Here is a 22,707-nt window from a genome sequence, read left to right on the forward strand (position 1 = left end):
ATCACCGGAAGACCGTGCCGAGTTCCGCACTCGACTCGCGGGCGTCGCGGTCGCGTTTGGCCTGTCGGTAGAGTTCGTACCCCCCGGCGACGTTCGTCGCGTCGAACCCGTGCTGGGTGAGGATGCGCGTCGTGATGTACGATCGCAGGCCGGCCTTGCAGTGCGGGACGATCGTCGAGTCCTCGGGCAGTTCGTCGAGTCGTTCGCGCAACTCGCCGAGCGGGATCGTCGTCGCGTTCACGAACGCGCCGTCGTCGTGTCGTTCCTCGATCGGCCGGCAGTCGAGCAGGGTGTACGCGTCGGGATCGAGGTCTTCGAGGTCGTCCCAGTGGAGCACGTCGACGACGCCGGTGACGACGTTCCCGGCGACGAAGCCCGCCATGTTGACGGGGTCTTTGCCCGATCCGTACGGCGGCGCGTAGGCCAGATCCAGTTCCTGGAGGTCGAACACTGTCGCGTCGAAGGCGATCGCGGTCGCGAGCACGTCGATGCGCTTGTCGACGCCTTCGCCGCCGACGATCTGCGCACCGTAGAGGTCGCCCTCGGTGGGATCGAACAGGACCTTGATCCACATCGGCTCCGCGCCGGGGTAGTAACTCGCGTGCGAGTGCGAGTAGGTCACCGAGGTCTCATAGCGGATGTCGGCCGCCCTGAGCGCGTCCTCGTTCGCCCCGGTCGCGGCGACCGTCCGGTCGAACACCTTCGCGATCGCGGTCGCGAGGACGCGCTCCTGGCTGTCCGGTGGCCCGGCGATGACGTTCGCGACGGTGCGGCCCTGCTTGTTCGCGGGGCCGGCCAGCGGGACGTGTGCTGGCTGGCCGGTCACTCGATCGGTCACCTCGATCGCGTCGCCGATGGCGTAGATATCGTCGGCAGCGGTCTCCAGCTGGTCGTCGACGACGATCCCGCCGCGGTCGCCAATCTGCAGGTCGGCGGCCGCCGCGAGATCGGTCCGTGGGCGCACGCCCGTCGCGAGCACGATCACGTCCGCCGGAATCGCGGTCCCGTCGGCCAACTCGACCGTCGTCGGGTCGATCAGGTCGACCGATTCCGCGCGGGCGTTGAGATGCAGGTCGACGCCCTGTTCCCGGAGATGGTTGTTGACCTGGGCGGCCATCTCGTAGTCCAGGGCCTGCATGACGTGGTCTTCCATCTCGACCAGCGAGACGTCCACGCCCGCCTCGGTCAGGCTCTCGGTCACCTCCAGGCCGATGTACCCGCCGCCGACGACGACCGCGCGCTCGGCCCCCTGTTCGACCCGCTCGCGGATCGACCGGGCGTCCGCGAGCGACTGGAGCGTGTGGACGCACTCGCAGGCCTCGATGCCGTCGATCGGCGGGACGATCGGCTCCGCGCCCGGCGAGAGGATCAGCGAATCGTACGATTCGACGGACTCGCGGTCGTCGTGAGCGACCGTCACCCGTTTCGCGTCGGGATCGATATCGAGTACTTCGTGGCCCGTCCGCACGTCCAGATCGAAGCGGCGTTCGAGCGATGCGGGCGTCTGGACGAGCAGGTCCTCGATGTCGTCGATCGTCTCACCGACGTAGTACGGCATGCCACAGGTCCCGATCGAGACGTGATCGGTGCGCTCGAAGACGACGATCTCGCGGGACTCGTCCAGCCGACGGAGGCGGGCCGCGGCGCTGGCCCCGCCGGCGTTGCCGCCGACGATGAGGGTTCGGGTCATCGCCGATCACCGTCGAGGGCGACGGGGGCTCTTGGTCCAGTCGCGTGGTCGGCTGTCGGTTCGGCCGTGTGGGCGAACTCGGACATACCCCGGGTAGGCCACCCGGGACCGTCCGCTCGCGGCACAACACGTTGCAGGCTTTATATAGTCCACCGCGACCATGCCGGGGGATCTCACCCGAACAGCCTGGTCCAGCCCCGGAGCGTCAGGGGTAAGATCGTCACCGTCGTGACGTAGGAGAACAGCGTGCTGATCCCGGTCAAGAGGCCGAACTCCCCGAGGATCGGGTTCACGGCGAGCGTCATACAGAGCACGCTCCCAGAGGTGGTCACCACGCTCGCGGTGATTCCCCCGCCGGTCCCGCCGAGCGTGACGAGCAGCGCCTCGTGGGTGGTTCCCCGGCGGTCGTACTCCTCGACGAATCGGTGGACGACGTGGACCGAGTAGTCGATGCCGAGGCCGATCGAAATCGAGAGGATCGTCGCCGTCAGCGCGTTGAACGCGATCCCGAGGGCGGGCATCGCGCCGACGAGCAACACGATGGCGACGGTGATCGGCACCATCGTGACGACGCCCAGCGAGGGCCGGTCCTCGATGAGCCAGAAGACCGCCACCAGGAAGACGCCCGACAGTCCGTAGGCGAGCAGGAAACTCGACGCGGCCGACGCGAGCAGCGCCTCGGTCAGAGCCCGGAAGACGACTGTGTTGCCGGTGGCGACCGCGTCGTGGCGGGCGTCGGCGGCGAGAGCGCGGGTGTCCTCGGTCACGGCCTTCTGCCCCGCGCTCGCTTTCACCTGATAGACTACTCTGGTCGCCCGGCGATCTGCGGTGAGGTACTCGCGGGCCCGATCGCCGTACTCGGAGGCGAACAGCGCGTCGTAGATCGGGTCGAGGTTTCGGTCGGGGACGCCGTTGCCCGAGAGGTCGTTGCGCTCGACGCGCGCCGCGAACTCGGGGTTCTCGCGGGCGTAGGCGTCGATCACGTCGAGGATGCTCTCGGAGACTGCGTGGCCGTCCTCGCGGACGAACGACTCGGGCGGATCGGACCCGGCACGGTGGACGGCTTCGAGGGCGTGATCGTCTTGCATGGGCCCCTCGACATAGAGGGTGACCTGTTCGGAGTTCGTGGTTTCGAAGGTCTCTGTGATGTATTGTGAGGTCGCCGTAATCTCGAACTCCGAGGGGGCGATCGCGTCGGGCAGGAGTGCGATCTGTGGCGGGTGATCGGCGTAGGGCAGGAAATCGTCACTTTCGAACTTGGACTCGACGTTGGTCGCCGAACTCGCTGCTGCGGTGGTGACGAGCAAGACGATGGCGACGAGCACGAGCGGGTGGCGTTTCGCGACGACCGCACTCGCTCTCAGCACGTCGCCCAGTCGGGACTGTTCGCCACCGATCGGCGTGATCGAGAACTGGCGGACGCCGAACCGCTCGCGGCCCCGATCGGCGAGCACCTTCGCAGCCGGCAAGAAGACACCGAACACGAGCAGGGTGAAGATCATCCCCACCGCGACGACGAGGCCGAACTCCTGGACGGGCGCGAGCGCACTGGAGACGTTCGCGAAAAACCCGATCACGTTCGTCACCGCGACGACGAAAAACGCCACCAGCAGACTGCGGACCGCGTCACGCATGCTCGGATCGATCGCCCGCCCGGCGACGCGCTCCTCGCGGTAGCGATTGATCGCGTGGATGCCGAAATCGATGCCGACGCCGAGCAACAACACTGGGACGGCGATCATCATCAAACTGAACGGGATGCCGACCAGGCCCATGAACCCGAACGTCCAGACGATGGCGACGATCAGACTCACCAGCGCGAGCGCGAGGTCGATCGGGTCGCGGTAGGCCACGCTCAAAAAGAGCAAGATGAGGACGACCACGATCGGGACGATCAATCCGAGCGACTCACTGATCGCTCGATCGAAGCCCGCCGACTGGATCGCCGATCCGAACACGCGAACGTCGCCGTCGCCGCTCTCGGCGGTCGCCTTTACGCGCTCCTGGACGGTCCGGAGGTGGGCGTCGTCACCCTCGGGGACCGTATGGGAGACCAACAAGAGCGTCGCCGACGCCCGTGGCTCGTCGAGATTGCGCTCCTCACTGAGCAGCCGCGTGATCTCGGGGCGGCGATCGATCAGCGTCCGGGTCGCCGAGCGGACCTCTGCGGGTGAGGCCGTCTCGATCGCCCGGCGCTGGGCGTCGGTCGTCGTCGCCCATGGCTCGAGCACCCGGGCGGTGGCGCTGGCGATCCCCGTGACCGATCGGACGCGAAGCGACGGATCGGCCTCCAGTTGGGCCTGCACATCGAGCATGCGGAGCAACGCCCGCTTCGAGAGGACGTTTTCGTCGGTCACGACCACCTGCGTCGAGGAGTCGTCGGGGTCGAACTGCGAGCCGAACTGGTCGTCGACGGTCTCCAGCGTGTCGTGTTCGGGGACGCTCTCGAAGAATCGCCCCGTCCCGGACTCGACGCCGACGCCGCCGAGTCCGCTCGCGAACACCGCGGTGAGGACGACGAACAGGACGACGATGCGGCCGGGCCGGTCGACGATCTGGTGGTCGACCGCCCTCACCACTCGCTCGGGGTCGACGATCGGGGCCATGTCACTCGGTGTCGTCTGGCGTTTCGGCCGATTCTGGCGCGTCAGTGGACTCCGCCGTTCCGGCCGACGCTGACGTGTCGGCCGACTCTGCCCCGGTCGGCGGTCGATCGACGAGACTCGTCAGGCGGTCGCGCCCCATGTGCCAGCCCACGACGCTGGCGCCCCCGAGCAGGCCCATCGGGACGAGCCACAGCGGCAGGCCGCCCGACGATTCGCGTTCGACCCGGACGGGCACGCGGTAGGTATCGGAGAGTTCGCTGTCGCCGCGCGAATCGTCGAACCGGAAGTCCATCGACGCGGCGTAGGTCTTCGCACTCGCCCCGCTCGCGACCGAGAGATCCAGTCGGAGCGTCGCCGACTCGCCCGGCGCGAGTTCGGTCACGAACGCCGAGTCGTCGCCGCTGCCCAGCGGATCGTCGGTGAACAGTTTCGCCTGCACGTTCGAGAGCGTCTCGTTGCGTCGGTTGGTGATCGTCACCGCGAACGGGCCGGACTCGCCGGGCGCGAACGACCCGTTGGCCACCGCGACGTCGAACGCGTCGCGCTCGGCCCCGACATCGACCAGCAGGTCGCGGGCGTCGGTCTCGTGACGGTCGTCCCGCGAGCCACGATACCGGGCGGAGAGTTCGAACACGCGCGTCCCGCGTTCGGCCTCGGCGGTGATCCCGACGCGATACCGGACGGTCGCCGACTCGCCGGCGGCCAGCTCGCCGACCGTCGAGCGGGCGTTGTAGAAGTTTACGTTCTGGTCCTGACTCGCGGCGGTGACGACCAGGCCGTCGACGGTCCGGTTGGCGCGATTGGTCACGTTTGCGACGAGTGTCCCTTCCTCGCCGACGTGGAGGTCGCTCTCGACGCGGTCGTAGGCGAACTGCTGGGCGGGCAGGGGTCGAATGCCGACCGAGCGGGTGCGCTGTGGCATCGCGTCGCCACGAGCGTTCTCGTAGTCGATCGACAGGCTGGTGACGTAGTTGCGGACGATCGCACTCTCGCCAAAGCCTGCCCGGAGCGTGACCGTGCGGTTCTCGCCGACGGGCCAGTCGCCGACGTACGCCTGGGCGGTCGGCGAGCCCTGCTCGGGGGGATCCAGCGAGACGCCCTGGACCTCGACGGGTTCGGACCCGCCGGTGCCGACGAACATCGCGTCGCTCTCGGCGCTCGCGGTCAGGATGGCCTCCGAGGCGTCGACCGGGCCGTCGTTACGGAGCGTGAGCTGGACCCGTCCCGTCGATCCGATCGCCACGTCGTGATCGACCGACTCGACGACGAATCGAGGGTCACTCTGGGGCCGGATCGCGGCGTCGGCGGTGTACGTGCCCGCGCTGTTCTCGGCGTCGGTGTACTCGAAGGAAATGTCGAACGGGTACTCGCGGTCGACCGCGGCCCCACTCGTGCCCACCCGGTAGGTGAACCGCCGGGTCGCACTTTCCTCCCACTCGGCGGCGCTCGCCGCCCCAGAGCGTGACCCCTCGGCACCGACGAAGAAGGCCGATTCCGCGGTCGATAGCGTCACCGTCACGTCGTCGAGGTCCTCGCCGGCGGTGTTCTCGGCGACGACGGTGACCGTCCCGATGCCGTCGCGTGGCACGTCGTGGTCGATCGACTCGATGGCGAACTGCTCGCGGTCGCCCGGCCCGAACTGCAGCGTCTCGGTCTGGGTGTTCACGTCGTTGTCGGCGTCGGTGTAGCGCACCTCGACGGTCAGCGGGTAGTCCCGATCGATGGCGTCGGCGCTGGTCGCCACGCGGACGGGCACCGACTCGCGTTCGCCACCCGTGAGCGATCCGAGCGCACTGCTGGCCGCCGTGGATCCGTCACCGCCGACCGACACCGCCCCGTCGTCGGCGGTGACCCGCACCGAGACGTCCGAGACGCCCGTCGATCGCTGATTTTCGAGGGAAAGGGTGGCCGTCCCCGCCCCGGCCTCGGGCACGTCGTGGTCGGCGAGGTCGATCGCGAACCGCTCGGGATCGGCGGGCGTGAACGCGAGCACCTCGGTCACGCTGTTCGCGTTGTCGTCGCGGTCGGTGTACTCGATGCCGAGTTCGACGGGGTAGGGTCGCTCGACCGCGCCCCCATCCGTCTGAACCCGGAACGTGAACTCGCGGGTCTCGTTGGGGGCCCATGCGGCGACTGCGGTCGTCCCCTGTGGCGAGTCGCCGATCGTCACCGTCGAGTCGGGGGCCGACGCCGTCACGCCGACCTCCGTGATGGTCGTGGGGGCGCCATTGGTCAGCGAGACCGTCAGCGTCCCCTCGCCCCCGCGGGGCACGTCGTGGTCGAGCGCGACGACCGGAAACTCCGTGCGATCGATCGGTTCGAGACCGATCTGCTCGCCGTCGCTCTGGCGAGCGCCGTCGCCGTCGGTGTACTCGACGGTGGCGTCGAGGGGATACTCGCGCTGGACGGCGCTGTCGGCGGTGCTGGCCCGGTAGGTCAGCGTCTTCGTCTCGTTGGCGGCCCACGATCCGACGTTCGCCGACGAACTCGCACCGCCGGAGCCAACGCTGAGATCGGCGTCGCCCGACGCGAGCGACACCGTCGCCTCGGAGACGTTTGCCGACCCCACGTTGGTCACCGACAGCGCGACGGTGCCCTCCCCACCCAGGGGGACGTCGTGGGTCAGGTTCGTCACCGCGAACTGGGCCTGCGGTTCGATCTCGACGGTCACCGTGTCGGTCTCGGTCCGGGTGACGACCGACTCGTTGTAGGCGTACTCGCCGTCGGCGACTGACTCGTAGGTGACGCGTTCGGCGTGGCGATACTCCGTCTCGACGGTCAGATCGTACGTCCCGGCGGGGGCGTCCTCGTCGACCACCACGTCGAACGCCTGGGTCGCGGTCTCGCCGTCGGCGATCGTCCCGGCCGATCGATTGCCGGTCTCGACGGTCAGCGGTGCGCTCTCGTCGTCGAGCGCGACCGACACCGATCGTGCCTCGCCCGCCCGCTCGCGCGCTTCGGGCGGGTGCGTGGTCCCGTTGTCGTCGTAGGTCGCGTCGTTGGTCAGCGTGACCGTCACCGTGCCAGTCGCGCCCGGATCGAGACGGGCGTCGGGGGCCGACGCGTTGAGGTGGGGCGTGCCCTCGATCGTCGTCGCACTCGCGCCCTCGGCCGTCCCGACGCCCAACGGACCGGTCGACATCGCACTCGTGACGACGAGAACGACCGCGAGTGCCACGATCTGCTGGCTCGACACGGGACGGTCTGGAGCGCCCATACGATATCGAGGCCCCCCGTCTCAAAAACTGTTATCAAACATAAAACAACTTACTACCAGTTTATTTATGTTAAAATCGGGGGTATTTCCGGGGGATACGTGCCCGGTCGCCGTGTTCGTCCGACGCTGGAGCCCCACCGATCAATGCTATCGAAGTGTATACCACGATTCGGGACGTATCGTGGCCATGGTCGACCTGCGCGACCTGGGGCTATCGAGTTACGAGGACCGGGCCTATCGGAGTCTGTTGGGCCTCGGGCCGGTGTCGGCGATGGACCTCGCCGCGGCGAGCGAGGTCCCCGAGGGGCGGATCTACGACGTGCTCGACGACCTCGAAACCAGAGGGCTCGTGCGCTCGCACAGTCACAGCCGGCCGAAGAAGTTCCTCGCCGTCGAACCGGAGGTGGCGATCGATCGCCTCGTCGACACACAGACCAGAGAGTTGCGCGCAGAGATCGATCGGTTCGAGGTGCTCGCCGATCGGTTGATCGACGACCTCTCCGCGGAGGCGACCGTCGAGGAGCGCTTTCTGACGACGGCGATCGGAACGGCCGACGCGACCGAACTCCTGCTCGAACGCATCGCCGTCGCAAACGAGCAGGTGGCGATGGTCGCCGACGTTCTCACGACGGAGTTCGACGTCGCCGAGCGGGGTCCAGACGTGCTGGATCACCTCGCCGACGCCATCGAGCGCGGCGTCTCGGTCTCGATGCTCGTGCCACACGATCTGGTCGCGGCCGTTCCTGGCGGGTTGGTCGACCGCGTCGAGGCGGAACCGTTCGACGCCGACGAGTTCGCCGTCCGGACGACCGAGGACGTCTATGGGGCCTTCTTCCTGGTCGATCACGTCGAACTCTGTTTCCAGGTGGTCAATCCGATGGAGCGGGCGGACGTGATCGGCCTGATCAACGTCAAGGATCCGTCGCTGACACACGAACTCGAAGCGCAGTTCCACAAGCACTGGGAAGAGTCCGAACCGTTTCGACCGGGCGAGTGACGACCGGCGAAATGTCACCGTCGAAGGTATCTACGACGTCACTCATTCACCGTCGTCGGCGTCTCCGAACGCTGCCCGCATCACCGTGGCTTCGGCCGCTCGGAGGCGTCGCGAGACCGCCGATTTCGAAATGTCGAGATCGGCCGCCAGTGCGTCCAGCGTGACGCCTTTCTCGGCGTCGTAATAGCCCGCCTCGAGGGCCGCCTCGACCGCAGCGCGCTGTTTGTCGGTCAGCCGCGATCGATCGATCAGCGCCAGCGATCCCGGTTTGCCCTCCTCGTCAGATCCGGTGAGGTCCCGGATCTGTCGGGTCTGCACGTCGTAGCCCGCCGCCCGGAGGTCGGCGATCAGCGCGGCGATCCGGTCTCGGTCCGGCGGGTAGACGGCGATCCGAACGGTCGCTCCGTCGACGGCGGTGATCGTCGGCACGCAGTCGTGGCGGTGGACGATGTCGGCCACACAGTCGGGCCCGCGTTCGCGAGTCAGACGCACGACATCGTCGTCGACGACGACCTCACACTCGCAGATGTCGTCGATCTGCTGGGCGCGAATCCCCGCGATCGACCCGTCGATATCGGTCAGCGGGCAGGCGTCACCGACCCGAACGTCGAGGACGACGCGCAACGGGCGCTCGGATCGATGTGCCGGGTCGCTCGCGTCCGCACTCATCGACCCAGATTGGCGCTCCGGGCTGAAAGGACCGCCGATCGTGTCGGTGGCGGCCGGCCCAGCCCCGTCTGTCTTGTCCATGTGAGACAAAACTGTCTTCAATCTGTACCGCCGAGACCGCGTCATGGCCGATGATCTCACCGCCGCGCGCGTCGAGGATGCCATCGCCGACGCCACGCATCCCGAGATCGACGCGACGCTCGTCGAGTTGGGCATGATCGACGACGTTCGCGTCGCCAGCGATGAGGTGACCGTCGACGTGGCGATCCCGATGGCGGGGATCCCCGATCAGATCAAAGAACTGCTCGCCCACCGTCTCGCGGACGAACTCGACGCGTTCGACGTGTCGATCACCGTCCAGTTCGTCCTGATGGACGACGAGACTCGAACCCGGTTTTTCGAGATGGAAGAGCAGAACTGGAGCGGTCTCGACGGCGAGGACGGCCCCGACGGGCCTGCCGCCGGTGACCCTGACGCGCCAGCGGGGACCGAGGACACCGACGCGCCGTTCTGAGTGCGGTCGGCCGCGCGTCTCCAGCCACGCCACTCCGCCCCGAAGGGCAGCGCCGCGGTTCAGTTGGTCTTGGGCAATATCCGAACTATTATTGCCGGCGATCTCCGCGTCCCGGTATGAGCACCCACGTCGCGGTGATCGGTGCCTACGGGTCGGCGGGTGGCGCGGTCGCCCGCAGACTCGCCGGTGAATCGGAGATCGAACTCACACTGATCGACGACGGCGACCCCGGAGGGGGCCTCTGCATCCAGGCGGGCTGTATGCCCTCGAAGGAACTCATCTCGGCGGCCGAGCATCGGTTCGCCGCACGGCACGACGACCGCCTGGACGGCGTCTCGACGGTGGAGTTCGATCGGGTCGTCGATCGGAAAGACGATCACACCTCGAACTGGGCGTCGCGTCGGCGGACGGCGATCGAGGGCCTGGCCGATCGCGATGGCGTCGAGTTCGTTCACGACACGGCGCAGTTCGTCGACGACCGGACGATTCAGGTCGGGGATCGGACGATCGAAGCCGACTCCGTCGTGATCGCGACGGGGTCGACGCTGGATCTGCCGCCGATTCCGGGCATCGAGGACGTGCCGGTCCAGACCAGCGCGGACGTGTTCGACGCGACAGAGTTCGCGGACAGCGCGGTCGTTCTGGGTCTGGGCTACGTCGGCCTCGAACTCGCGCCGTATCTGAGCGAGGCGGCCGAGATGGACGTGACGGCGCTGGAACTCCAGGCCGAATTGCTCCCCGAGGCCGATCCGGGTTTCGGGGAGGACCTGGCCGGGTACTATCGGGACGCCTTCGACATGGACGTGCGCCTCGACGCCGCGGCTCAGTCGATCGAACCGACCGCCGACGGTGGGGTTCGCGTGACGGTCGAACAGGACGGTGAGCGCGAGACGATGACGGCCGATGAACTGTTCGTCTTTACGGGTCGCGCACCGAACCTCGACGGCCTGAACCTTTCAGCGACGACGCTCGATCCGGGCGAGGACTGGGTTCGAGACACCATGCAGGCGACGAGCGACGACCGGGTCTTCGTCGTCGGTGACGCTAACGGGCGTGAACCCATTCTCCACGTCGGCAAGGAACAGGCCGAAACGGCGGCCGAGAACGTCCTCGCCCACCGCGCGGGCGACAGTCTCGCCAGCTATCGGTCGACCCATCACCACGTCATCTTCTCGGGGCTCGGCCGATTGCCCTACGTCCGGGTGGGTCACTCCGCCGAATCGGCCGACGAGGCGGGGATCGATCACGTCACGGTCGACGCCGAGGCGGCCGCCGACGGCGTGTTCAAGGCCAAAGATGCGCCCGAGGGCCGCGCGCGGTTGGTCGTCGGCACCGACGGGACCGTGCTGGGCTATCAGGGCCTGCACTATCACGCCGACGTGATGGCCAAGACCGCTCAGATCGCCGTCGAGATGGGCCTGGACGTGCGCAAGCTCCCAGACCGGGCCTACCACCCGACGACGCCAGAGATTCTCGACAGACTGATCGCCGCGGCGAGCGAGCGACTCGACGCTCGCGAGGAACGCGCCGCCCCGGCGCAGTGACCCGGAAGCCAACGATTAACCTTCGGGCCGACTGCGTGTTCGTATGCCCATCGTGAGCGTCTCGATGCCCGACGGCCTGGTCGAACGACTCGACCAGTTTGCCGCCGAGCACGGGTACAGCGGGCGGAGCGAGGTGATCCGTGACGCCAGCCGCGAGTTGCTCGACGAGTTCGACGACCAGTCCCTCGAGGGTCGGGACCTGATGGCGACGGTGACGGTCCTGTTCGACTACCAGGCCGGCGAGGTCGAACGCGAGATGATGGACATCCGCCACGAGTTCGACGGCGTCGTCGCGTCGAACTTTCATACCCACGTCGGTGACCGGTCCTGTCTCGAGCTGTTCGTCCTCGAGGGCTCGCTCGAAGCGATTTCGACGGTCGTCGGCGCGATTCGCGCGACCAGCGACGTCCAGACGGTCAGCTATTCGGTCCTCCCGATGGACGACGGCAACATTCTCGTGGAGTGATTCGTTGATCTACTCGTTCACCCAGTCGCGCCAGTCGTCGGTCTCGGGGTCGATTTCCACCGTCGTTTCCGGCATGGAGAAGTCCGGATTGATACGGCGGAGATAGAATTGGATCAGGGCAACGGCTGTTCGATGGTTGGCGTTCGGTAACGCGTGTGTGAGAATCAAATTCGACGCGAGGCATCCAGCGACCCCCGCTGCAGACCCTTGCCACGACGCCTCGTCAAACGCCTCGGACAGAGTTTCGGCATCCGCCCGCTTGTACGCTTTCACTGACGTTCCCTCTTCGTTCTCGTTCTGCGAAAGAAGTGCTTGGTAGATCTCGAAGAGTCTGACAACGATTGTCGCGTTGTCGTCGTCCATCTCGGCGAGGGCTTCCGTCAGGTCGAACTCGATATCACCCGAATGCTCCGGAAACGGCCTGACCGATCGATTTTCCCGGGAGTCGACGCGATCGACCCCCGTTATTATCACTGCCATCTCTATTGGGCCAAGATTAATAAAATAAGGATACAAATTACTAAACACGGATGGCACACATACACCTCGGCGAGGGGGCCTTTCCGCTGTGGGCCCTCGTGGTCTGGTCGCTGGTCGGCGGCGGGTTGATCGCGGTCGTCGTCTACCGGATTCGGCGCAGTGGAATCGATTCGCGACGGATCGCACTCGCGGGCATCGCCGCCGCAGCGAGTTTCGCGGTCTTTCAGCTGAACATCCCGATCTGGGGCGGGATCCACCTGAACTTCACCGCGCTGGTCGGGATCCTCGCGGGCCCGCTGCTCGGCCCGATCGTCGCGCTCGTCGTCAACGTCTTCTCGGCGGCGCTCGGCCACGGCGCGATCGGACTACTCGGCGCGAACACGCTCGTCAACGCCACCGAAGCGGTCGGCGCATTCTACGGGTTCTGCCTGCTACGCGGGGCCGACTGGGATCCATTCCCGGCGGGGACCGCCGCCGCCACACTCGGTCTCGCGGCGGGGGCCGTGCTCATGGGCGTGATCGTCGTCGTGAGCGGCGTCAACGGGAGCGCACTCGGGCGCTCTGATCTGACGATCGCCGTCGCGGGGATGGTCGCGCTGAATCTCGGCGTCGCGGTCGTCGAGGGCCTGCTCACGGGGCTAATCGTCCGATTCATCGCGTCGATCCGGCCCGACCTGATCGACGTGGGGGTCGATCGGCTGGCGGAGGTGCGTGCCTGATGGATCGCACGCGACAGTACGGCGTGCTCTCGGCCCTGCTCGCGGTCTTCGCGGGATTGGGCTACGCTGGCTTCGTCGCGACCGGTGGCGCGGTGCCCTACGGCAAGCGATTCGCGACCTCGATTCAGCGCGGCGTCGAGTCAGGTGGCGGATCGCTGGTCGATCTCGGACGGGGCGTCATCCTCGCAGGCCCGATCCAGTCGAGTGTCGTAGAGTTCGTCTCCGTCCTCGGCGTGCTGACGGCCGCCGGGGTCGTGCTGTACCGCTACGCCGACCGACTGGCCGAGAGGGGTCGCTGATGGCGGCCCTGTCGAGTCACGTCCCCGACCCGCGACTGATGACGGCGATGGCCGAACACGGCGACGGCCTGCTCCACCGCGTGAACCCCTGGACGAAAGTCGCGATCCTCGGTGCGCTCGTCCTCGCGGTGACGATCATCGACGGCGTCGCCCTGCTGGTGGGGCTGTACGCCGCCGTGTTCGTCGCGTATCTCACGGCAGGGTTGCCCGTTCGACGACTGCTCGGGTGGTATAGCCTGCCCGTGCTGTTCGTCGTCTCGATCGGTGGGCCGCTGCTCGTGATGGAGCCAGGCACGCCGATCGGGCCAGTACTCGCGACGCCGCTGGGCGGCCTGTCGGTCACCATCGAGGGCGCACGACTCGTCGTCGAACTCGCTGCGCGGTCGATGGCGGTCGTTACGTTCGTCCTCGCGACGACGATGACGACGCCCTACGCCGACGTCGCGACGGTCGTCGACCGACTCCTGCCGCGGCCGGTCGATCAGGTCGCACTCCTGACCTATCGGTTCACGTTCGTCATGCTCGAAACGCTCGAAGATCTGGTCGATGCGGCCCGATCGCGCGGGGCGACGCTGTCGGCGTTCTGGTCGAACCGGCGGGTGTACGCCCGGATGCTCGGGATGACGATGATCACGGCGATCGAGCGCTCGGAGCGACTGGTCGCCGCGATGGAGGCCCGGGGCTACGACGGGTCGATCGCGATGACCAGCGAGATCCCTCGCCCGCCGCTCGCCGAACTCGTCGTCGTCGCCGCGACCTACCTGCTCGTGGGTGGCTACGCAGTCGCCACGGGTGCGTTCCTATGAGCGAATCGACCGACCCGCTGATCGATCTCGAATGCCAGTCACACACCTACCCCGACGGGACCGTCGGCGTCCACGACATCGAGTTCGGCGTCGTTCCCGACGAGATCGTCGCCGTCGTCGGGCCCAATGGCTCGGGGAAATCCACCTGTCTCGAACACCTGAACGCGACACTCGTCCCCGACGATGGCGAACTCGTCGTGCGGGGCACCGCGATTACGGCCGACAATCGCGAATACGCCCGCTCGGAGGTCGGCTTCGTCTTTCAGGACCCCGACACCCAACTGGTCGCGCCGACCGTCATCGACGACGTGAGCTTCGGGCTGACCAACCGCGGCGTGACCGGCGCGGCGGCCAGAGCGCGCGCACGCGATGCGCTCGATTCTGTCGGGGCCAAACACCTCGAAGACCGCGTTCCGCACTATCTCAGCGGCGGCGAGAAACGACTGGTCGGCCTGGCTGGCGTCCTCGTTCTCGACCCGAGCGTGATCGTGCTGGACGAACCGTTCGCTGGACTCGACCCTGCACGATCGGCGATGGTCGCCGACCGTTTGCGGGAGATCCGCGCGTCGGGCATTAGCGTTGTGCTCTCGACGCACGACCTCGACGTGGCTGCGGACCTCGCGGACCGGGTCTGTGTGATGGACGACGGCAACGCGATCGGTGGCGGGACGCCTCGGGAGGTGTTCTACGACGCGGCCCTGCTCGATCGCGCGAATCTCACACCTCCGTCAGCGGTCCGGATCGCTCGCGAACTGGGCCTCGACGCGAGCGAGCGCCCGCCGGTCACCGAGCGCGACCTCGTCGATCGGCTCGATGGCGTCGCTGGCTCTCCCCGGAACATTGCCGCATCAGACGACTGACCGATCAGAGCTGCCGGGTCCACGCGTCGGTGCCGAACTGCTCGTCGACGAGCGCTTGGGCGCGCTTGAGTTCGTCGTCGGTAAGCTTGCGCTCGGTCGCGCCGTGTCGCTCGCGAATCCCGTCGATCAGTGCGTCGATGACGGCCGATCGCGACACCTCAGTGTGATCGGTGATCCGTGCGACCCGGCGGTCGGCCGACTCGATCGCCGTCTCGGAGACGGTCTCTGCACCGACCCGGAGGACCCGCAGCATCGCCTCGATATCGAGGGCGTAACTCATCGTCGTGTGATGCAAGATCGCGTCGTCGGTGCGGCGCTGAGCCGACCCGCCGATCTTGCCTTCCTCGTGAGCAATGTCGTTCAACGGCTCGTGAAACGCGTCGAGGCCCAACTCCTGGAGCGTCTCGATCGCCCACCGATCGAGGTCGCTATAGCTCTGTCTGATGTCGTCGGTCACCCGGTCGGCGGGCAGGTACAGCGAGTAGGTGATCACCCGCTCTGGCTGGACGAACATCGCGCCACCGCCGGTGATTCGCCGGACGACGCTGATCCCCTCGCTGGCGACGTAGTCGGCGGCAACCTCGTCGGCGTACGCCTGGTATCGTCCGAGCGCGACCGCGGGCCGATCGCGATACCAGATCCGCAGCGTCGGCCCGATCGCGCCGTCTGCGACCCGATCGAGCAGGACGCGTTCGAGAGCCTGCTGGGTTGCCTCGTCGTACGTCCCCGAATCGACGATCGTCCACTCAGCCATCGAGCGCCTCCCGTGTCACGTCCGCGAGGTCGTCGATCGAGAAGCCGATCGGCGTCGCCTCGACCGCGGCGAGCGCGTCGAGGAGGCGGTCACGATCGACCGTGCGCGGGTGGCCCTCGATCGCGGTCTCGAAGGCGGCGCGGGCGCTGGGCGGTTCGACGAAGAAGTCGCCGGTGATGGTCGCCCGATCGATGCGGTCGCTCACGTCGAGGTCGACGCGAACGAGTTTGCCGTCTGGGATCTTTCGTGAAGCGCGTGGTGACATTGGTAGACCGAAGCGGTGAGCGTCAGTTCGCGGTGTGGATCGCCTCGCCGCGGGCGTTCGCGGCGGCCTCCATGACCGCCTCCGAGAGCGTCGGATGCGTGTGGACGGTCTCCGCGAGGTCGGCCAGGCGGGCGTCCATCTCGATCGCGAGCGCGAGTTCTGCGATCAACTCCGAGGCCTCGGGGGCGACGATCTGTGCACCGACGACGAGTTCGGTCCGACGGTCGGCGACGATTCTGACGAACCCGGACGTATCGCCCAGCGTGAGCGCACGGCCGTTGCCCGAGAGTGGCATCTGCCCGACGACCGGATCGTAGCCCGCCTCGCGGGCGTCCTGTTCGGTCAGTCCGACGGTCGCGACCTCGGGGTCGGTGAACACGACCGCCGGCATCGCCTCGTGATCCAGCACGGCCGGCTCGCCGGCGATCGCGGCGGCGGCGACCTCGCCCTCGCGACTGGCGTTGTGCGCCAACATCGGCTCGCCGGCGACGTCACCGATCGCGAAGATCTGCTCGCAGGTCGTCCGGCCCTGGGCGTCGGTCTCGACGAACCCGTCCGCGTCGAGTTCGATCCCGGCCGCGTCGAGATTCGCGGTGTCGGTGACCGGTTCACGCCCGGCGACGACGAACACCTTCTCGGCCGTGATCGACTCGTGGTCGCCGTCGGTGTGGACGAGGACGCCGTCCGCGGTCGCCGCCCAGTCGGTGGCCGTCTCACCGAACCGGAAGTCGATCCCGAGCGATTCCGCGCGCTCGCGAACGATCCGCGAGATATCGTCCTCGTAGCCGTCGAGGACATCGTCGAACAACTCGACGACCGTCACGTCGGTCCCGAGCTTCTGGTAGACCGTCGACAGCTCCATTCCGATGTAGCCCGCGCCGATGACGACCAGCGAATCGGGCCGCTCGTCGAGTGCGAGTGCGTCCCGAGAGTCGAGGACGTGATCGCTGTCGAACCCGAAGTCGGGAATCTCGATCGGTCGGGATCCGGTCGCGACGATCGCGTTCTCGAAGTCGATGGCCGTCTCGCCTGTGTCGGTCTGGACTCGTGCGCGGCGGGTGTTGACGAACGCCGCCATGCCCTCGACGACCGTGACGCCGGCCGCCCGGCACAGCTGTTCGACGCCGCCGGTCAACTGCTCGACCACGCCGTCTTTCCAGTCGGTCAGCTGTCCGACGTCCACACTCGGGTCGGCGCTGATACCGAGGGCCTCGGCGGTTGCGGCCTCGTGGGCGATGTCCGCGCCGTGAATGAGTGCCTTCGAAGGAATACAACCGTGGTTCAGACAGGTGCCGCCGATCGCGTCGGCTTCGACGAGCGTCACGTCGAGTCCCAGTTGGCCCGCGCGGATCGCCGCGACGTAGCCGCCGGGGCCGCCGCCGATCACGAGCACGTCCGTCCGCTCGGGAATGCCGTCGACGGAACCTGGTTCTGGGACGTTCCCCGCCACGTCCCCGCCGACGGGTCGGACTCTCCGCTCGGGGCTGTCCGCAGTGGCGGACGCGTCATCCGCGTCGTCCGCCGTCGTCCCCTCCTCCGCCGTCGTCTCGTCCGCTTCGCCGGGCGTCTCGTCCGCCCCGGCGCGCGTCTCGCGCATGGCACCGTCGGCCGCATCGGACTGGTCGACCTCGCTGGTCTCGTATCGAACCAACGGGTCGCCGACCGCACACTCGTCACCCTCGTCTGCGAGCCAGGCCTCGACGGTCATCGCCTCGGGCGCGGTCACCTCGACGATCGACTTGTCGGTCTCGACTGCGGCGAGCGTCTCGCCGTCGGTGACCGTCTCGCCGGGCGCAGCGCGGCGCTCGACCAGGCGGCCCTCCTCGGCGCCGTCACCCAGGTCTGGGACCTCGAACAGTAGTGTCATTGAAATACTGTCGTCCTGCTGGCGTCAGTCGTCGCCGGCGTCGTCGAGCATCTGGTAGGCCTCGATGGCGGAGGTCATCGCTGGCCCACCGCCCATCATCGTGGCGACTTCCAGAGTCTCGATGATCTCCTCGCGAGTCGCCCCCGCTTCGAGCGCGGCGTCGAGGTGCCACTGGACACAGCCATCGCACGGCGTTGCCGCCCCGATCGCGAGGGCCATGAGTTCCGTCGTCTTCGTATCGAGCGCCCCGTCACTCTCGACGCCCTCGACGAAGCCCGCGTACCGTTTCATGGTGTCGGCCTCTCCGACGAGTTGCTGGAGACTCTGCTTCATCGCGGTGAGTTCGCTGTCGGTCGACATCGTGTGAGACTTGCACTATTCGTGCATAAATGTGCTGATGTGGGATTTACGTGAAATACTCTGGAAAATGGTGCGCTGGACGCCCTCAGTCCAGTTCGGCGGTTCCACTCAGTCAGACGCGGCCGGCACGGGCGTGTGCTCTCCCGGCAGTTCGACGTCCCGGGCGAGCAAGTCTGGCGACTGGCGCTGGACGCGTTGCCCGCTGGCGACGACGTCGCTGAGGGTCCCCATCGGAGCCAGGTCACCGATCAGGACGCCGCCGACGAGTTTCCCGTCGCGGAAGGCGAGGCGGCGCCACTCTCGGTCGTCGTACTGACGCTCCCGATAGGTCTCCCCGAGGGCCGGGTGCCCGAAGGAGGCCATCGGGAACTCGAAGTGCGTGACGGTATAGGAGGGGACGAACGCGAAGGCCTCGCGGTCGCCCCGGCCGGCGAGGAGGTTCTGCGCGACGAGGTCGCCCTGTGCGGCCGCCGACCCCCAGGAGCCGTTCTGCACGCGGCGATCGAGGCGGCGGTCGTGATAGCGTGCGACGTCGCCCGCCGCCCAGACACCTGGCACGTCGGTGCGGAGGAATTCGTCGACGCGGACGCCGCCCTCGGCGGCGATCGGCGTCTCCGCGAGAAAGTCCACGTTCGGTTCGGTCCCGATCGCGACGCCCACGCAGTCGCTGTCGTAGATCTGGCCGTCGTCGTCGACCGTCGCGCTGACCTGTCCCGTGCCGTCGGTCTCGAAGCGCTCGACTTCGGTCTCGAAGACGGGCGTGACACCACGCTCGCGGAGCGCGTCGTGGACGATCGCGGCCCCGGTCTCGGACATCGCCCGCGAGAACCAGCGGTCCTCCCGGATGAGATAGTGGGCGTCGACGTCCTGGGTGCTCGCGATCGCGGCGTAGTCGATCCCGAGCAGGCCCCCACCGACGATCACGCCGCTGTCGGCGCTCGCCGCCTGCTCGCGGATCCGCGCCGCGTCCTCGATCGTCCAAAACGAGGTCACTCCGTCGGCGTCGGCGTTCGGGACCGGCAGGCGGCGGGGCGACCCACCGGTCGCGATCACCAGTTCGTCGGAGGCGATCTGCTCGCCGTCGTCGGTCTGGACCACGCCCGCCCTGGTGTCGAGGTCCACCACGCGCGTCGAGAGTCGCAGGTCGATCCCTCGATCCTCGTACCAGTCTCGATCGTGGATCTGGACGGCGCTCTCGGGGAGAGTCCCTTTCGCGAACTCCTTGATCATCACACGATTGTACAGCGGTTCGGATTCGGCGGTGAGCACCGTAATCTGGGCGTCGGTCTCCGCGGCGAGAGTTTCGGCCGCCGAACTGCCGGCGATGCCGTCACCGACGATCACGTACCGGTCCTGAGTCGATGGAAGTGTGTCCTGAGTCATGGGAGCGAACCGGACACGACGCCGAGCGATCGTGTCCGTTCTGTGCAGTATTGGGGACTACACACACTTATAGTTGTGTAATTCATCTTATATGAACGATCACTACTGATCGACGTTGATGATATATGGCGAACAGTCATCCACGACTGGTCGGGGAACTCACCCGGACGATTCGTCGGTCGACCCGCCGAGCAGTCGACGGGCCTCACACGAGGGCAGCGCCAGATAGAGCACGGCGGCGAACCCGGTGAGCGCGGCGAGCACCAATATTCCGCCGTCGAATCGGCCGATGTCCGCGAGGATCCCGACCATCGTGGAGGCGAGCGAACTCACGACGAACAGCGCGGAGCGAACCCCGCCCCAGGCCGTGCCTTCGATCTCGGCGGGCAGACAGTCGATGATGAAGGCGTTCGACACCGGGGCGAAGCCCATCCGGATTCCGATCAGGAGGACGCTCGCCCCGATCAGCAGGCGGTGATCGAAGACGACCAGTCCGATCAAGGGAAAAACGCTGACCGCGGCGATCCCGGCGAGGACGCGTGCGGACCGCCGGTCCGTGGCGATCCACCCGGCCAGCCACTGCGAGAGCGCGCCGACGACGAACAGGCCGCCAAAGAGGACGCCCGCCTCGCCCTGGGTGAACAGTGCGCGCTCGTCGACCAGATAGATCGTCACGAGCGCGGTGATCCCCTGAAAGCCGAAGTACATCACGATCGCCGCGACGATCGCCAGACCCGCTCTGCGGTTCCGGACCGATCCGGCCGCCGCGCGGATCGCCGCCGGGATCGAGGGCGACGGTTCGCCACCCCCCTCGGTCGGCGTCGACTCCGGGTCGCCGCCGTCCGGTCTGGGCGTGGCGGTCTCGCGGCCGTCGTCGGTCCGGCGTGCGGCGATGTGAACGGCGACCGCGGCGATCGCGAACCCGGGGGCAGCGAGGCCGAGCGTCACGCGCCAGCCCAGGCCGTCGACGACGAGTGCCGCGATCGCGGGGAGGGCGGCGGCCCCGAGGCTCCCGGCGGCGAGCGTGAGTCCGATCGCGCGGTCGGCCCGGTCGGAGAAGACCCGTGCCAGCAGGGTTCCGCGGGGCGGCCCGTAGAGCCCGGTCGCCGCGCCGAACAGGCCGGTCACGACGACGAACAGCGAGAACACCGGGGTGAACGTAAACGCGAGCAGACTGGCCGCGGCGAGCACGAGACTCGCGACGAGCACGCGCGCTTCGCCCACCCGGTCGGCCGCGATCCCGGCGGGGAACTGCGTCAGGCCGTAGGTCGCCCACAGCATCGTGATGGCGATGCCGGCCTGGGTTTCGGTCGCGTGCGGGAAGGATTCCCTGATCGTCGGGAGGATGCCCGGCAGGACGAATCGAAGTCCGAGCGCGAAAAACCAGCCGATGGCGACGCTCGCGAGCAGCAGGCCTCGCCCGGAATCGTCCCGGGTCACGGCCTGCCCACCCCGCGACCGGCGGTCGATCGGGCGGCCGTCACGCGACGACCACGCTCCCCTCGGGCGCGCCGATGTCGTCGGCGACGACGCCGCATTTCACCAACAGCAGGAAGTAGATCGATGCGTCGCAATCGCTGAACAACTCGTAGTTGCCCTGGCCCTTGCTGATCACGACGTCGGCCGCCCGCAGGCGGTCAGCGAACCCGTCGGTGATCGTCCCCACGCCGTCCGTGCCGCGCGTCTCGACGGTGGCCACCTCGTCGATCCCGGCCGCAAACGCGTCCGCGGCGGTGACGTCGTTCAAAAACGGGTCGGCCTTCGCGACGGCAGTCACGTCCGCGTCGATCGATTCGATCAGGAGTCGATCGAGGACGACCTCGCCCGCATTGTCCAGCAGGTAGAGGACATCGTCGGCGTCGGCGAGATCGGCCCGGAGCGCGTCCAGCCGATCGATCGCGAACGATCGGTCGAGCACGTCGTCGATCGTCGCCTCGATGTCGACCTCGTGGCCCGGACCGACGTCGATGACGTTGCCCGCGATCGCCAGGCGAACCGCGCGCTCGAACCGGTCTGCCGCGCCGTCGAGGCGATCGACGAGTGCCGGGCGCATGTCCGCGACGGTCTCGGTCGCCAGTCGCTTCCGGTCGCCGAACGGATCGTCGATTCCGGTCTCCTCGCGGACGATCGCTTGGGCCCGCGCGGCGATCGTCATCGGTGTTCGATCGAACGACATCTCGCCGATCGCCGTCGCGGTCCGCCGGACTGCGCGCCGTTCGGTCGCCACGTCGGCGTCGGTCTCGCGGACGGTGTCGAGGGCTTGCCGCAGCACACAGGGTCCACACTCCACGTGGGCGTCCATCGATCGAGTCTAGCGACTTCAACGCGAAAACGGCAACGATCACCGCAAACTGAATGATCTTACATGTCCTTCAGCGTCGGGATCAGCGTCTGGCGGGTCTCCTCCGAGACGGCCTTGATCGATTCGATCTGATCGGCGCTGAAGGGGACGTCCACGAACTCCGTCGAGACGTCGACCGACGCCGAGGACTCGCCGCGCAGTCTGAGTCGGCCGTCGTCCATCGCGCTGACCAACACCGTGTCGGCGGCGGCCTCGATGCGCTCGATCTCGTCTTCGAACGCCGACGTGCTGACTGCGAACAGCCGTGTGAGGTCGTCGTCGCGTTCGACCGCGTCGAGCAGCGTATCGATCGCCTCCTCGCGGTAGGTCTCCGAGAACAACAGCAGGTTCAGCGCCGAGGCGACGACCAGCGTTCCGGGTCCGTCACCGTCGACCCTGGCGACGGCCCGGTCGATCGACGCCCGCCAGACGTCGTCGGCGAGCAGGTTCGCCCGGATCGGGCCGTCGGCGGGTGACTCCATCGCCGTGACCGACGGGTCCATCTCGGGATCGAAGTCGACGAACGCGACCTGGTCGTCCCCGGTCACGTCGAGTCCGTACAGCCGATCGATCGTCTCGACGACGAACTCGGGCCCGGAGTTGGTCGCCACCACGACGACGCTCCCGCCGGCCCGGAGCCAGGATTCGACGACGGCGAACCCGATCAGCGGCTTGCCGGACCCGCCCGCCCCAGCGATGACCGTCGTCTCACCGACGGGTACGCCGTCGGGGGCGACCTCGCGGACCCACGCGTGCGCCGGTTCGAACTGTGTCGGTGCCATTGGCTAAACGATACAATACCGATGCACTAATCTCCACCGATTCGGTCGGCGCTGTGGCCGAAAAACTCTGAATAGGCGCCTTTCAGGC

The 22,707-nt window shown here is 67.6% G+C and carries 21 protein-coding genes and 1 pseudogene; 8 read left to right on the plus strand and 14 right to left on the minus strand.

What is annotated here, in order from left to right; all coding sequences use genetic code 11:
* Position 1 precedes the first annotated feature (1 nt).
* The 3 genes from HARCEL1_RS00330 to HARCEL1_RS00340 form a co-directional block, all read right to left on the minus strand.
* Complete coding sequence (locus tag HARCEL1_RS00330; RefSeq protein WP_108380641.1) at positions 2-1,690, minus strand: FAD-dependent oxidoreductase; 1,689 nt, start codon at positions 1,688-1,690, stop codon at positions 2-4.
* A 173-nt stretch (positions 1,691-1,863) separates the two neighbouring features.
* Positions 1,864-4,296 carry an efflux RND transporter permease subunit gene (locus HARCEL1_RS00335; RefSeq protein ID WP_108380642.1) on the minus strand — a complete coding sequence of 811 codons (2,433 nt, stop codon included), beginning with the start codon at positions 4,294-4,296 and terminating at the stop codon, positions 1,864-1,866.
* A 1-nt stretch (position 4,297) separates the two neighbouring features.
* Positions 4,298-7,513 (minus strand): COG1361 S-layer family protein, encoded by a 3,216-nt coding sequence (locus HARCEL1_RS00340; protein ID WP_108380643.1) that lies wholly within the window; start codon positions 7,511-7,513, stop codon positions 4,298-4,300.
* A 187-nt stretch (positions 7,514-7,700) separates the two neighbouring features.
* Between HARCEL1_RS00340 and HARCEL1_RS00345 the strand changes: the two genes are divergently transcribed.
* Positions 7,701-8,510 (plus strand): TrmB family transcriptional regulator, encoded by an 810-nt coding sequence (locus HARCEL1_RS00345; RefSeq protein WP_159076943.1) that lies wholly within the window; start codon positions 7,701-7,703, stop codon positions 8,508-8,510.
* A gap of 42 nt (positions 8,511-8,552) precedes the next feature.
* Here the strand turns inward: HARCEL1_RS00345 and HARCEL1_RS00350 are convergent, their stop codons facing one another.
* The gene (locus HARCEL1_RS00350) at positions 8,553-9,260 is read right to left on the minus strand and encodes a helix-turn-helix domain-containing protein (protein WP_159076944.1); all 708 of its coding nucleotides are present in this window, start codon (positions 9,258-9,260) and stop codon (positions 8,553-8,555) included.
* 43 nt (positions 9,261-9,303) lie between these two features.
* Here HARCEL1_RS00350 and HARCEL1_RS00355 point away from each other — a divergent pair, with 43 nt between their 5' ends.
* The 3 genes from HARCEL1_RS00355 (at position 9,304) to HARCEL1_RS00365 (ending at position 11,703) form a co-directional block, all read left to right on the plus strand.
* On the plus strand, positions 9,304-9,693 hold the full coding sequence (locus HARCEL1_RS00355) for an iron-sulfur cluster assembly protein (RefSeq protein ID WP_108384022.1): 390 nt from the start codon (positions 9,304-9,306) through the stop codon (positions 9,691-9,693).
* A gap of 116 nt (positions 9,694-9,809) precedes the next feature.
* Complete coding sequence (locus tag HARCEL1_RS00360; protein WP_108380646.1) at positions 9,810-11,237, plus strand: dihydrolipoyl dehydrogenase family protein; 1,428 nt, start codon at positions 9,810-9,812, stop codon at positions 11,235-11,237.
* Positions 11,238-11,280: 43 nt separating this feature from the next.
* A complete protein-coding gene (locus HARCEL1_RS00365) occupies positions 11,281-11,703 on the plus strand; it encodes a CopG family ribbon-helix-helix protein (protein ID WP_108380647.1) in 423 nt (140 codons plus the stop codon).
* 9 nt (positions 11,704-11,712) lie between these two features.
* Here the strand turns inward: HARCEL1_RS00365 and HARCEL1_RS00370 are convergent, their stop codons facing one another.
* Complete coding sequence (locus HARCEL1_RS00370; RefSeq protein WP_233357365.1) at positions 11,713-12,183, minus strand: hypothetical protein; 471 nt, start codon at positions 12,181-12,183, stop codon at positions 11,713-11,715.
* A 50-nt stretch (positions 12,184-12,233) separates the two neighbouring features.
* Here HARCEL1_RS00370 and HARCEL1_RS00375 point away from each other — a divergent pair, with 50 nt between their 5' ends.
* Genes HARCEL1_RS00375 through HARCEL1_RS00390 form a run of 4 tightly spaced genes read left to right on the plus strand, consistent with a single transcriptional unit; the run spans position 12,234 to position 14,867 of the window.
* Positions 12,234-12,902, plus strand: a complete 669-nt coding sequence (locus tag HARCEL1_RS00375) for an energy-coupling factor ABC transporter permease (RefSeq protein ID WP_108380648.1) — start codon at positions 12,234-12,236, stop codon at positions 12,900-12,902.
* Positions 12,902-13,201, plus strand: a complete 300-nt coding sequence (locus HARCEL1_RS00380) for a cobalamin transport operon protein (RefSeq protein WP_108380649.1) — start codon at positions 12,902-12,904, stop codon at positions 13,199-13,201. Before HARCEL1_RS00375 ends, HARCEL1_RS00380 begins: the two co-directional genes overlap by 1 nt.
* The gene (gene cbiQ, locus HARCEL1_RS00385; protein WP_108380650.1) at positions 13,201-14,007 is read left to right on the plus strand and encodes a cobalt ECF transporter T component CbiQ; all 807 of its coding nucleotides are present in this window, start codon (positions 13,201-13,203) and stop codon (positions 14,005-14,007) included. Before HARCEL1_RS00380 ends, cbiQ begins: the two co-directional genes overlap by 1 nt.
* Positions 14,004-14,867, plus strand: a complete 864-nt coding sequence (locus HARCEL1_RS00390) for an energy-coupling factor ABC transporter ATP-binding protein (protein WP_108380651.1) — start codon at positions 14,004-14,006, stop codon at positions 14,865-14,867. The genes cbiQ and HARCEL1_RS00390 overlap by 4 nt, the downstream gene beginning before the upstream one ends.
* Positions 14,868-14,871: 4 nt before the next feature.
* On the opposite strand, the gene HARCEL1_RS00395 is transcribed toward HARCEL1_RS00390, so the two are convergent.
* The 9 genes and pseudogenes from HARCEL1_RS00395 to HARCEL1_RS00430 all read right to left on the minus strand — a co-directional run bounded on the left by HARCEL1_RS00395 (position 14,872) and on the right by HARCEL1_RS00430 (position 22,619).
* The gene (locus HARCEL1_RS00395; protein ID WP_108380652.1) at positions 14,872-15,621 is read right to left on the minus strand and encodes a lipoate--protein ligase family protein; all 750 of its coding nucleotides are present in this window, start codon (positions 15,619-15,621) and stop codon (positions 14,872-14,874) included.
* Positions 15,614-15,886 (minus strand): hypothetical protein, encoded by a 273-nt coding sequence (locus HARCEL1_RS00400; protein ID WP_108380653.1) that lies wholly within the window; start codon positions 15,884-15,886, stop codon positions 15,614-15,616. Before HARCEL1_RS00400 ends, HARCEL1_RS00395 begins: the two co-directional genes overlap by 8 nt.
* 22 nt (positions 15,887-15,908) lie before the next feature.
* Positions 15,909-17,336 carry a dihydrolipoyl dehydrogenase gene (gene lpdA, locus HARCEL1_RS00405; protein ID WP_394337433.1) on the minus strand — a complete coding sequence of 476 codons (1,428 nt, stop codon included), beginning with the start codon at positions 17,334-17,336 and terminating at the stop codon, positions 15,909-15,911.
* Positions 17,337-17,540: 204 nt separating this feature from the next.
* Positions 17,541-17,753 (minus strand): annotated as a pseudogene (locus HARCEL1_RS13665) (biotin/lipoyl-containing protein); the annotation flags it as partial.
* 24 nt (positions 17,754-17,777) lie between these two features.
* Positions 17,778-18,113, minus strand: a complete 336-nt coding sequence (locus HARCEL1_RS00410; protein WP_108380655.1) for a carboxymuconolactone decarboxylase family protein — start codon at positions 18,111-18,113, stop codon at positions 17,778-17,780.
* A 108-nt stretch (positions 18,114-18,221) separates the two neighbouring features.
* Positions 18,222-19,496 (minus strand): NAD(P)/FAD-dependent oxidoreductase, encoded by a 1,275-nt coding sequence (locus HARCEL1_RS00415; RefSeq protein WP_108380656.1) that lies wholly within the window; start codon positions 19,494-19,496, stop codon positions 18,222-18,224.
* 159 nt (positions 19,497-19,655) lie between these two features.
* Positions 19,656-20,936: an MFS transporter gene (locus tag HARCEL1_RS00420; protein WP_159076945.1), complete on the minus strand. Its 1,281-nt coding sequence runs from the start codon at positions 20,934-20,936 to the stop codon at positions 19,656-19,658.
* A 40-nt stretch (positions 20,937-20,976) separates the two neighbouring features.
* Entirely contained in the window at positions 20,977-21,798 is an 822-nt protein-coding gene (locus HARCEL1_RS00425) for a damage-control phosphatase ARMT1 family protein (RefSeq protein ID WP_108380658.1), read from the minus strand.
* A gap of 59 nt (positions 21,799-21,857) precedes the next feature.
* Positions 21,858-22,619, minus strand: coding sequence for a hypothetical protein (locus HARCEL1_RS00430; protein WP_108380659.1), 762 nt, complete (start codon positions 22,617-22,619; stop codon positions 21,858-21,860).
* Positions 22,620-22,707 lie beyond the last annotated feature (88 nt).

It is taken from the genome of Halococcoides cellulosivorans (assembly GCF_003058365.1).
GTDB classification, from domain to species: domain Archaea; phylum Halobacteriota; class Halobacteria; order Halobacteriales; family Haloarculaceae; genus Halococcoides; species Halococcoides cellulosivorans.

What these genes read in the sequence shown, in the direction of transcription:
- HARCEL1_RS00340 (WP_108380643.1), bottom strand. Translation starts at nt 7,513, where the DNA reads ATGGGCGCTCCAGACCGTCCCGTGTCGAGCCAGCAGATCGTGGCACTC.
- HARCEL1_RS00355 (WP_108384022.1), top strand. Translation starts at nt 9,304, where the DNA reads ATGGCCGATGATCTCACCGCCGCGCGCGTCGAGGATGCCATCGCCGAC.
- HARCEL1_RS00410 (WP_108380655.1), bottom strand. Translation starts at nt 18,113, where the DNA reads ATGTCGACCGACAGCGAACTCACCGCGATGAAGCAGAGTCTCCAGCAA.
- HARCEL1_RS00400 (WP_108380653.1), bottom strand. Translation starts at nt 15,886, where the DNA reads ATGTCACCACGCGCTTCACGAAAGATCCCAGACGGCAAACTCGTTCGC.
- HARCEL1_RS00350 (WP_159076944.1), bottom strand. Translation starts at nt 9,260, where the DNA reads ATGGACAAGACAGACGGGGCTGGGCCGGCCGCCACCGACACGATCGGC.
- HARCEL1_RS00395 (WP_108380652.1), bottom strand. Translation starts at nt 15,621, where the DNA reads ATGGCTGAGTGGACGATCGTCGATTCGGGGACGTACGACGAGGCAACC.
- HARCEL1_RS00425 (WP_108380658.1), bottom strand. Translation starts at nt 21,798, where the DNA reads ATGGACGCCCACGTGGAGTGTGGACCCTGTGTGCTGCGGCAAGCCCTC.
- HARCEL1_RS00430 (WP_108380659.1), bottom strand. Translation starts at nt 22,619, where the DNA reads ATGGCACCGACACAGTTCGAACCGGCGCACGCGTGGGTCCGCGAGGTC.
- HARCEL1_RS00365 (WP_108380647.1), top strand. Translation starts at nt 11,281, where the DNA reads ATGCCCATCGTGAGCGTCTCGATGCCCGACGGCCTGGTCGAACGACTC.
- HARCEL1_RS00330 (WP_108380641.1), bottom strand. Translation starts at nt 1,690, where the DNA reads ATGACCCGAACCCTCATCGTCGGCGGCAACGCCGGCGGGGCCAGCGCC.
- HARCEL1_RS00345 (WP_159076943.1), top strand. Translation starts at nt 7,701, where the DNA reads ATGGTCGACCTGCGCGACCTGGGGCTATCGAGTTACGAGGACCGGGCC.
- HARCEL1_RS00380 (WP_108380649.1), top strand. Translation starts at nt 12,902, where the DNA reads ATGGATCGCACGCGACAGTACGGCGTGCTCTCGGCCCTGCTCGCGGTC.
- HARCEL1_RS00390 (WP_108380651.1), top strand. Translation starts at nt 14,004, where the DNA reads ATGAGCGAATCGACCGACCCGCTGATCGATCTCGAATGCCAGTCACAC.
- HARCEL1_RS00370 (WP_233357365.1), bottom strand. Translation starts at nt 12,183, where the DNA reads ATGGCAGTGATAATAACGGGGGTCGATCGCGTCGACTCCCGGGAAAAT.
- HARCEL1_RS00415 (WP_108380656.1), bottom strand. Translation starts at nt 19,496, where the DNA reads ATGACTCAGGACACACTTCCATCGACTCAGGACCGGTACGTGATCGTC.
- HARCEL1_RS00375 (WP_108380648.1), top strand. Translation starts at nt 12,234, where the DNA reads ATGGCACACATACACCTCGGCGAGGGGGCCTTTCCGCTGTGGGCCCTC.
- HARCEL1_RS00335 (WP_108380642.1), bottom strand. Translation starts at nt 4,296, where the DNA reads ATGGCCCCGATCGTCGACCCCGAGCGAGTGGTGAGGGCGGTCGACCAC.
- cbiQ (WP_108380650.1), top strand. Translation starts at nt 13,201, where the DNA reads ATGGCGGCCCTGTCGAGTCACGTCCCCGACCCGCGACTGATGACGGCG.
- HARCEL1_RS00360 (WP_108380646.1), top strand. Translation starts at nt 9,810, where the DNA reads ATGAGCACCCACGTCGCGGTGATCGGTGCCTACGGGTCGGCGGGTGGC.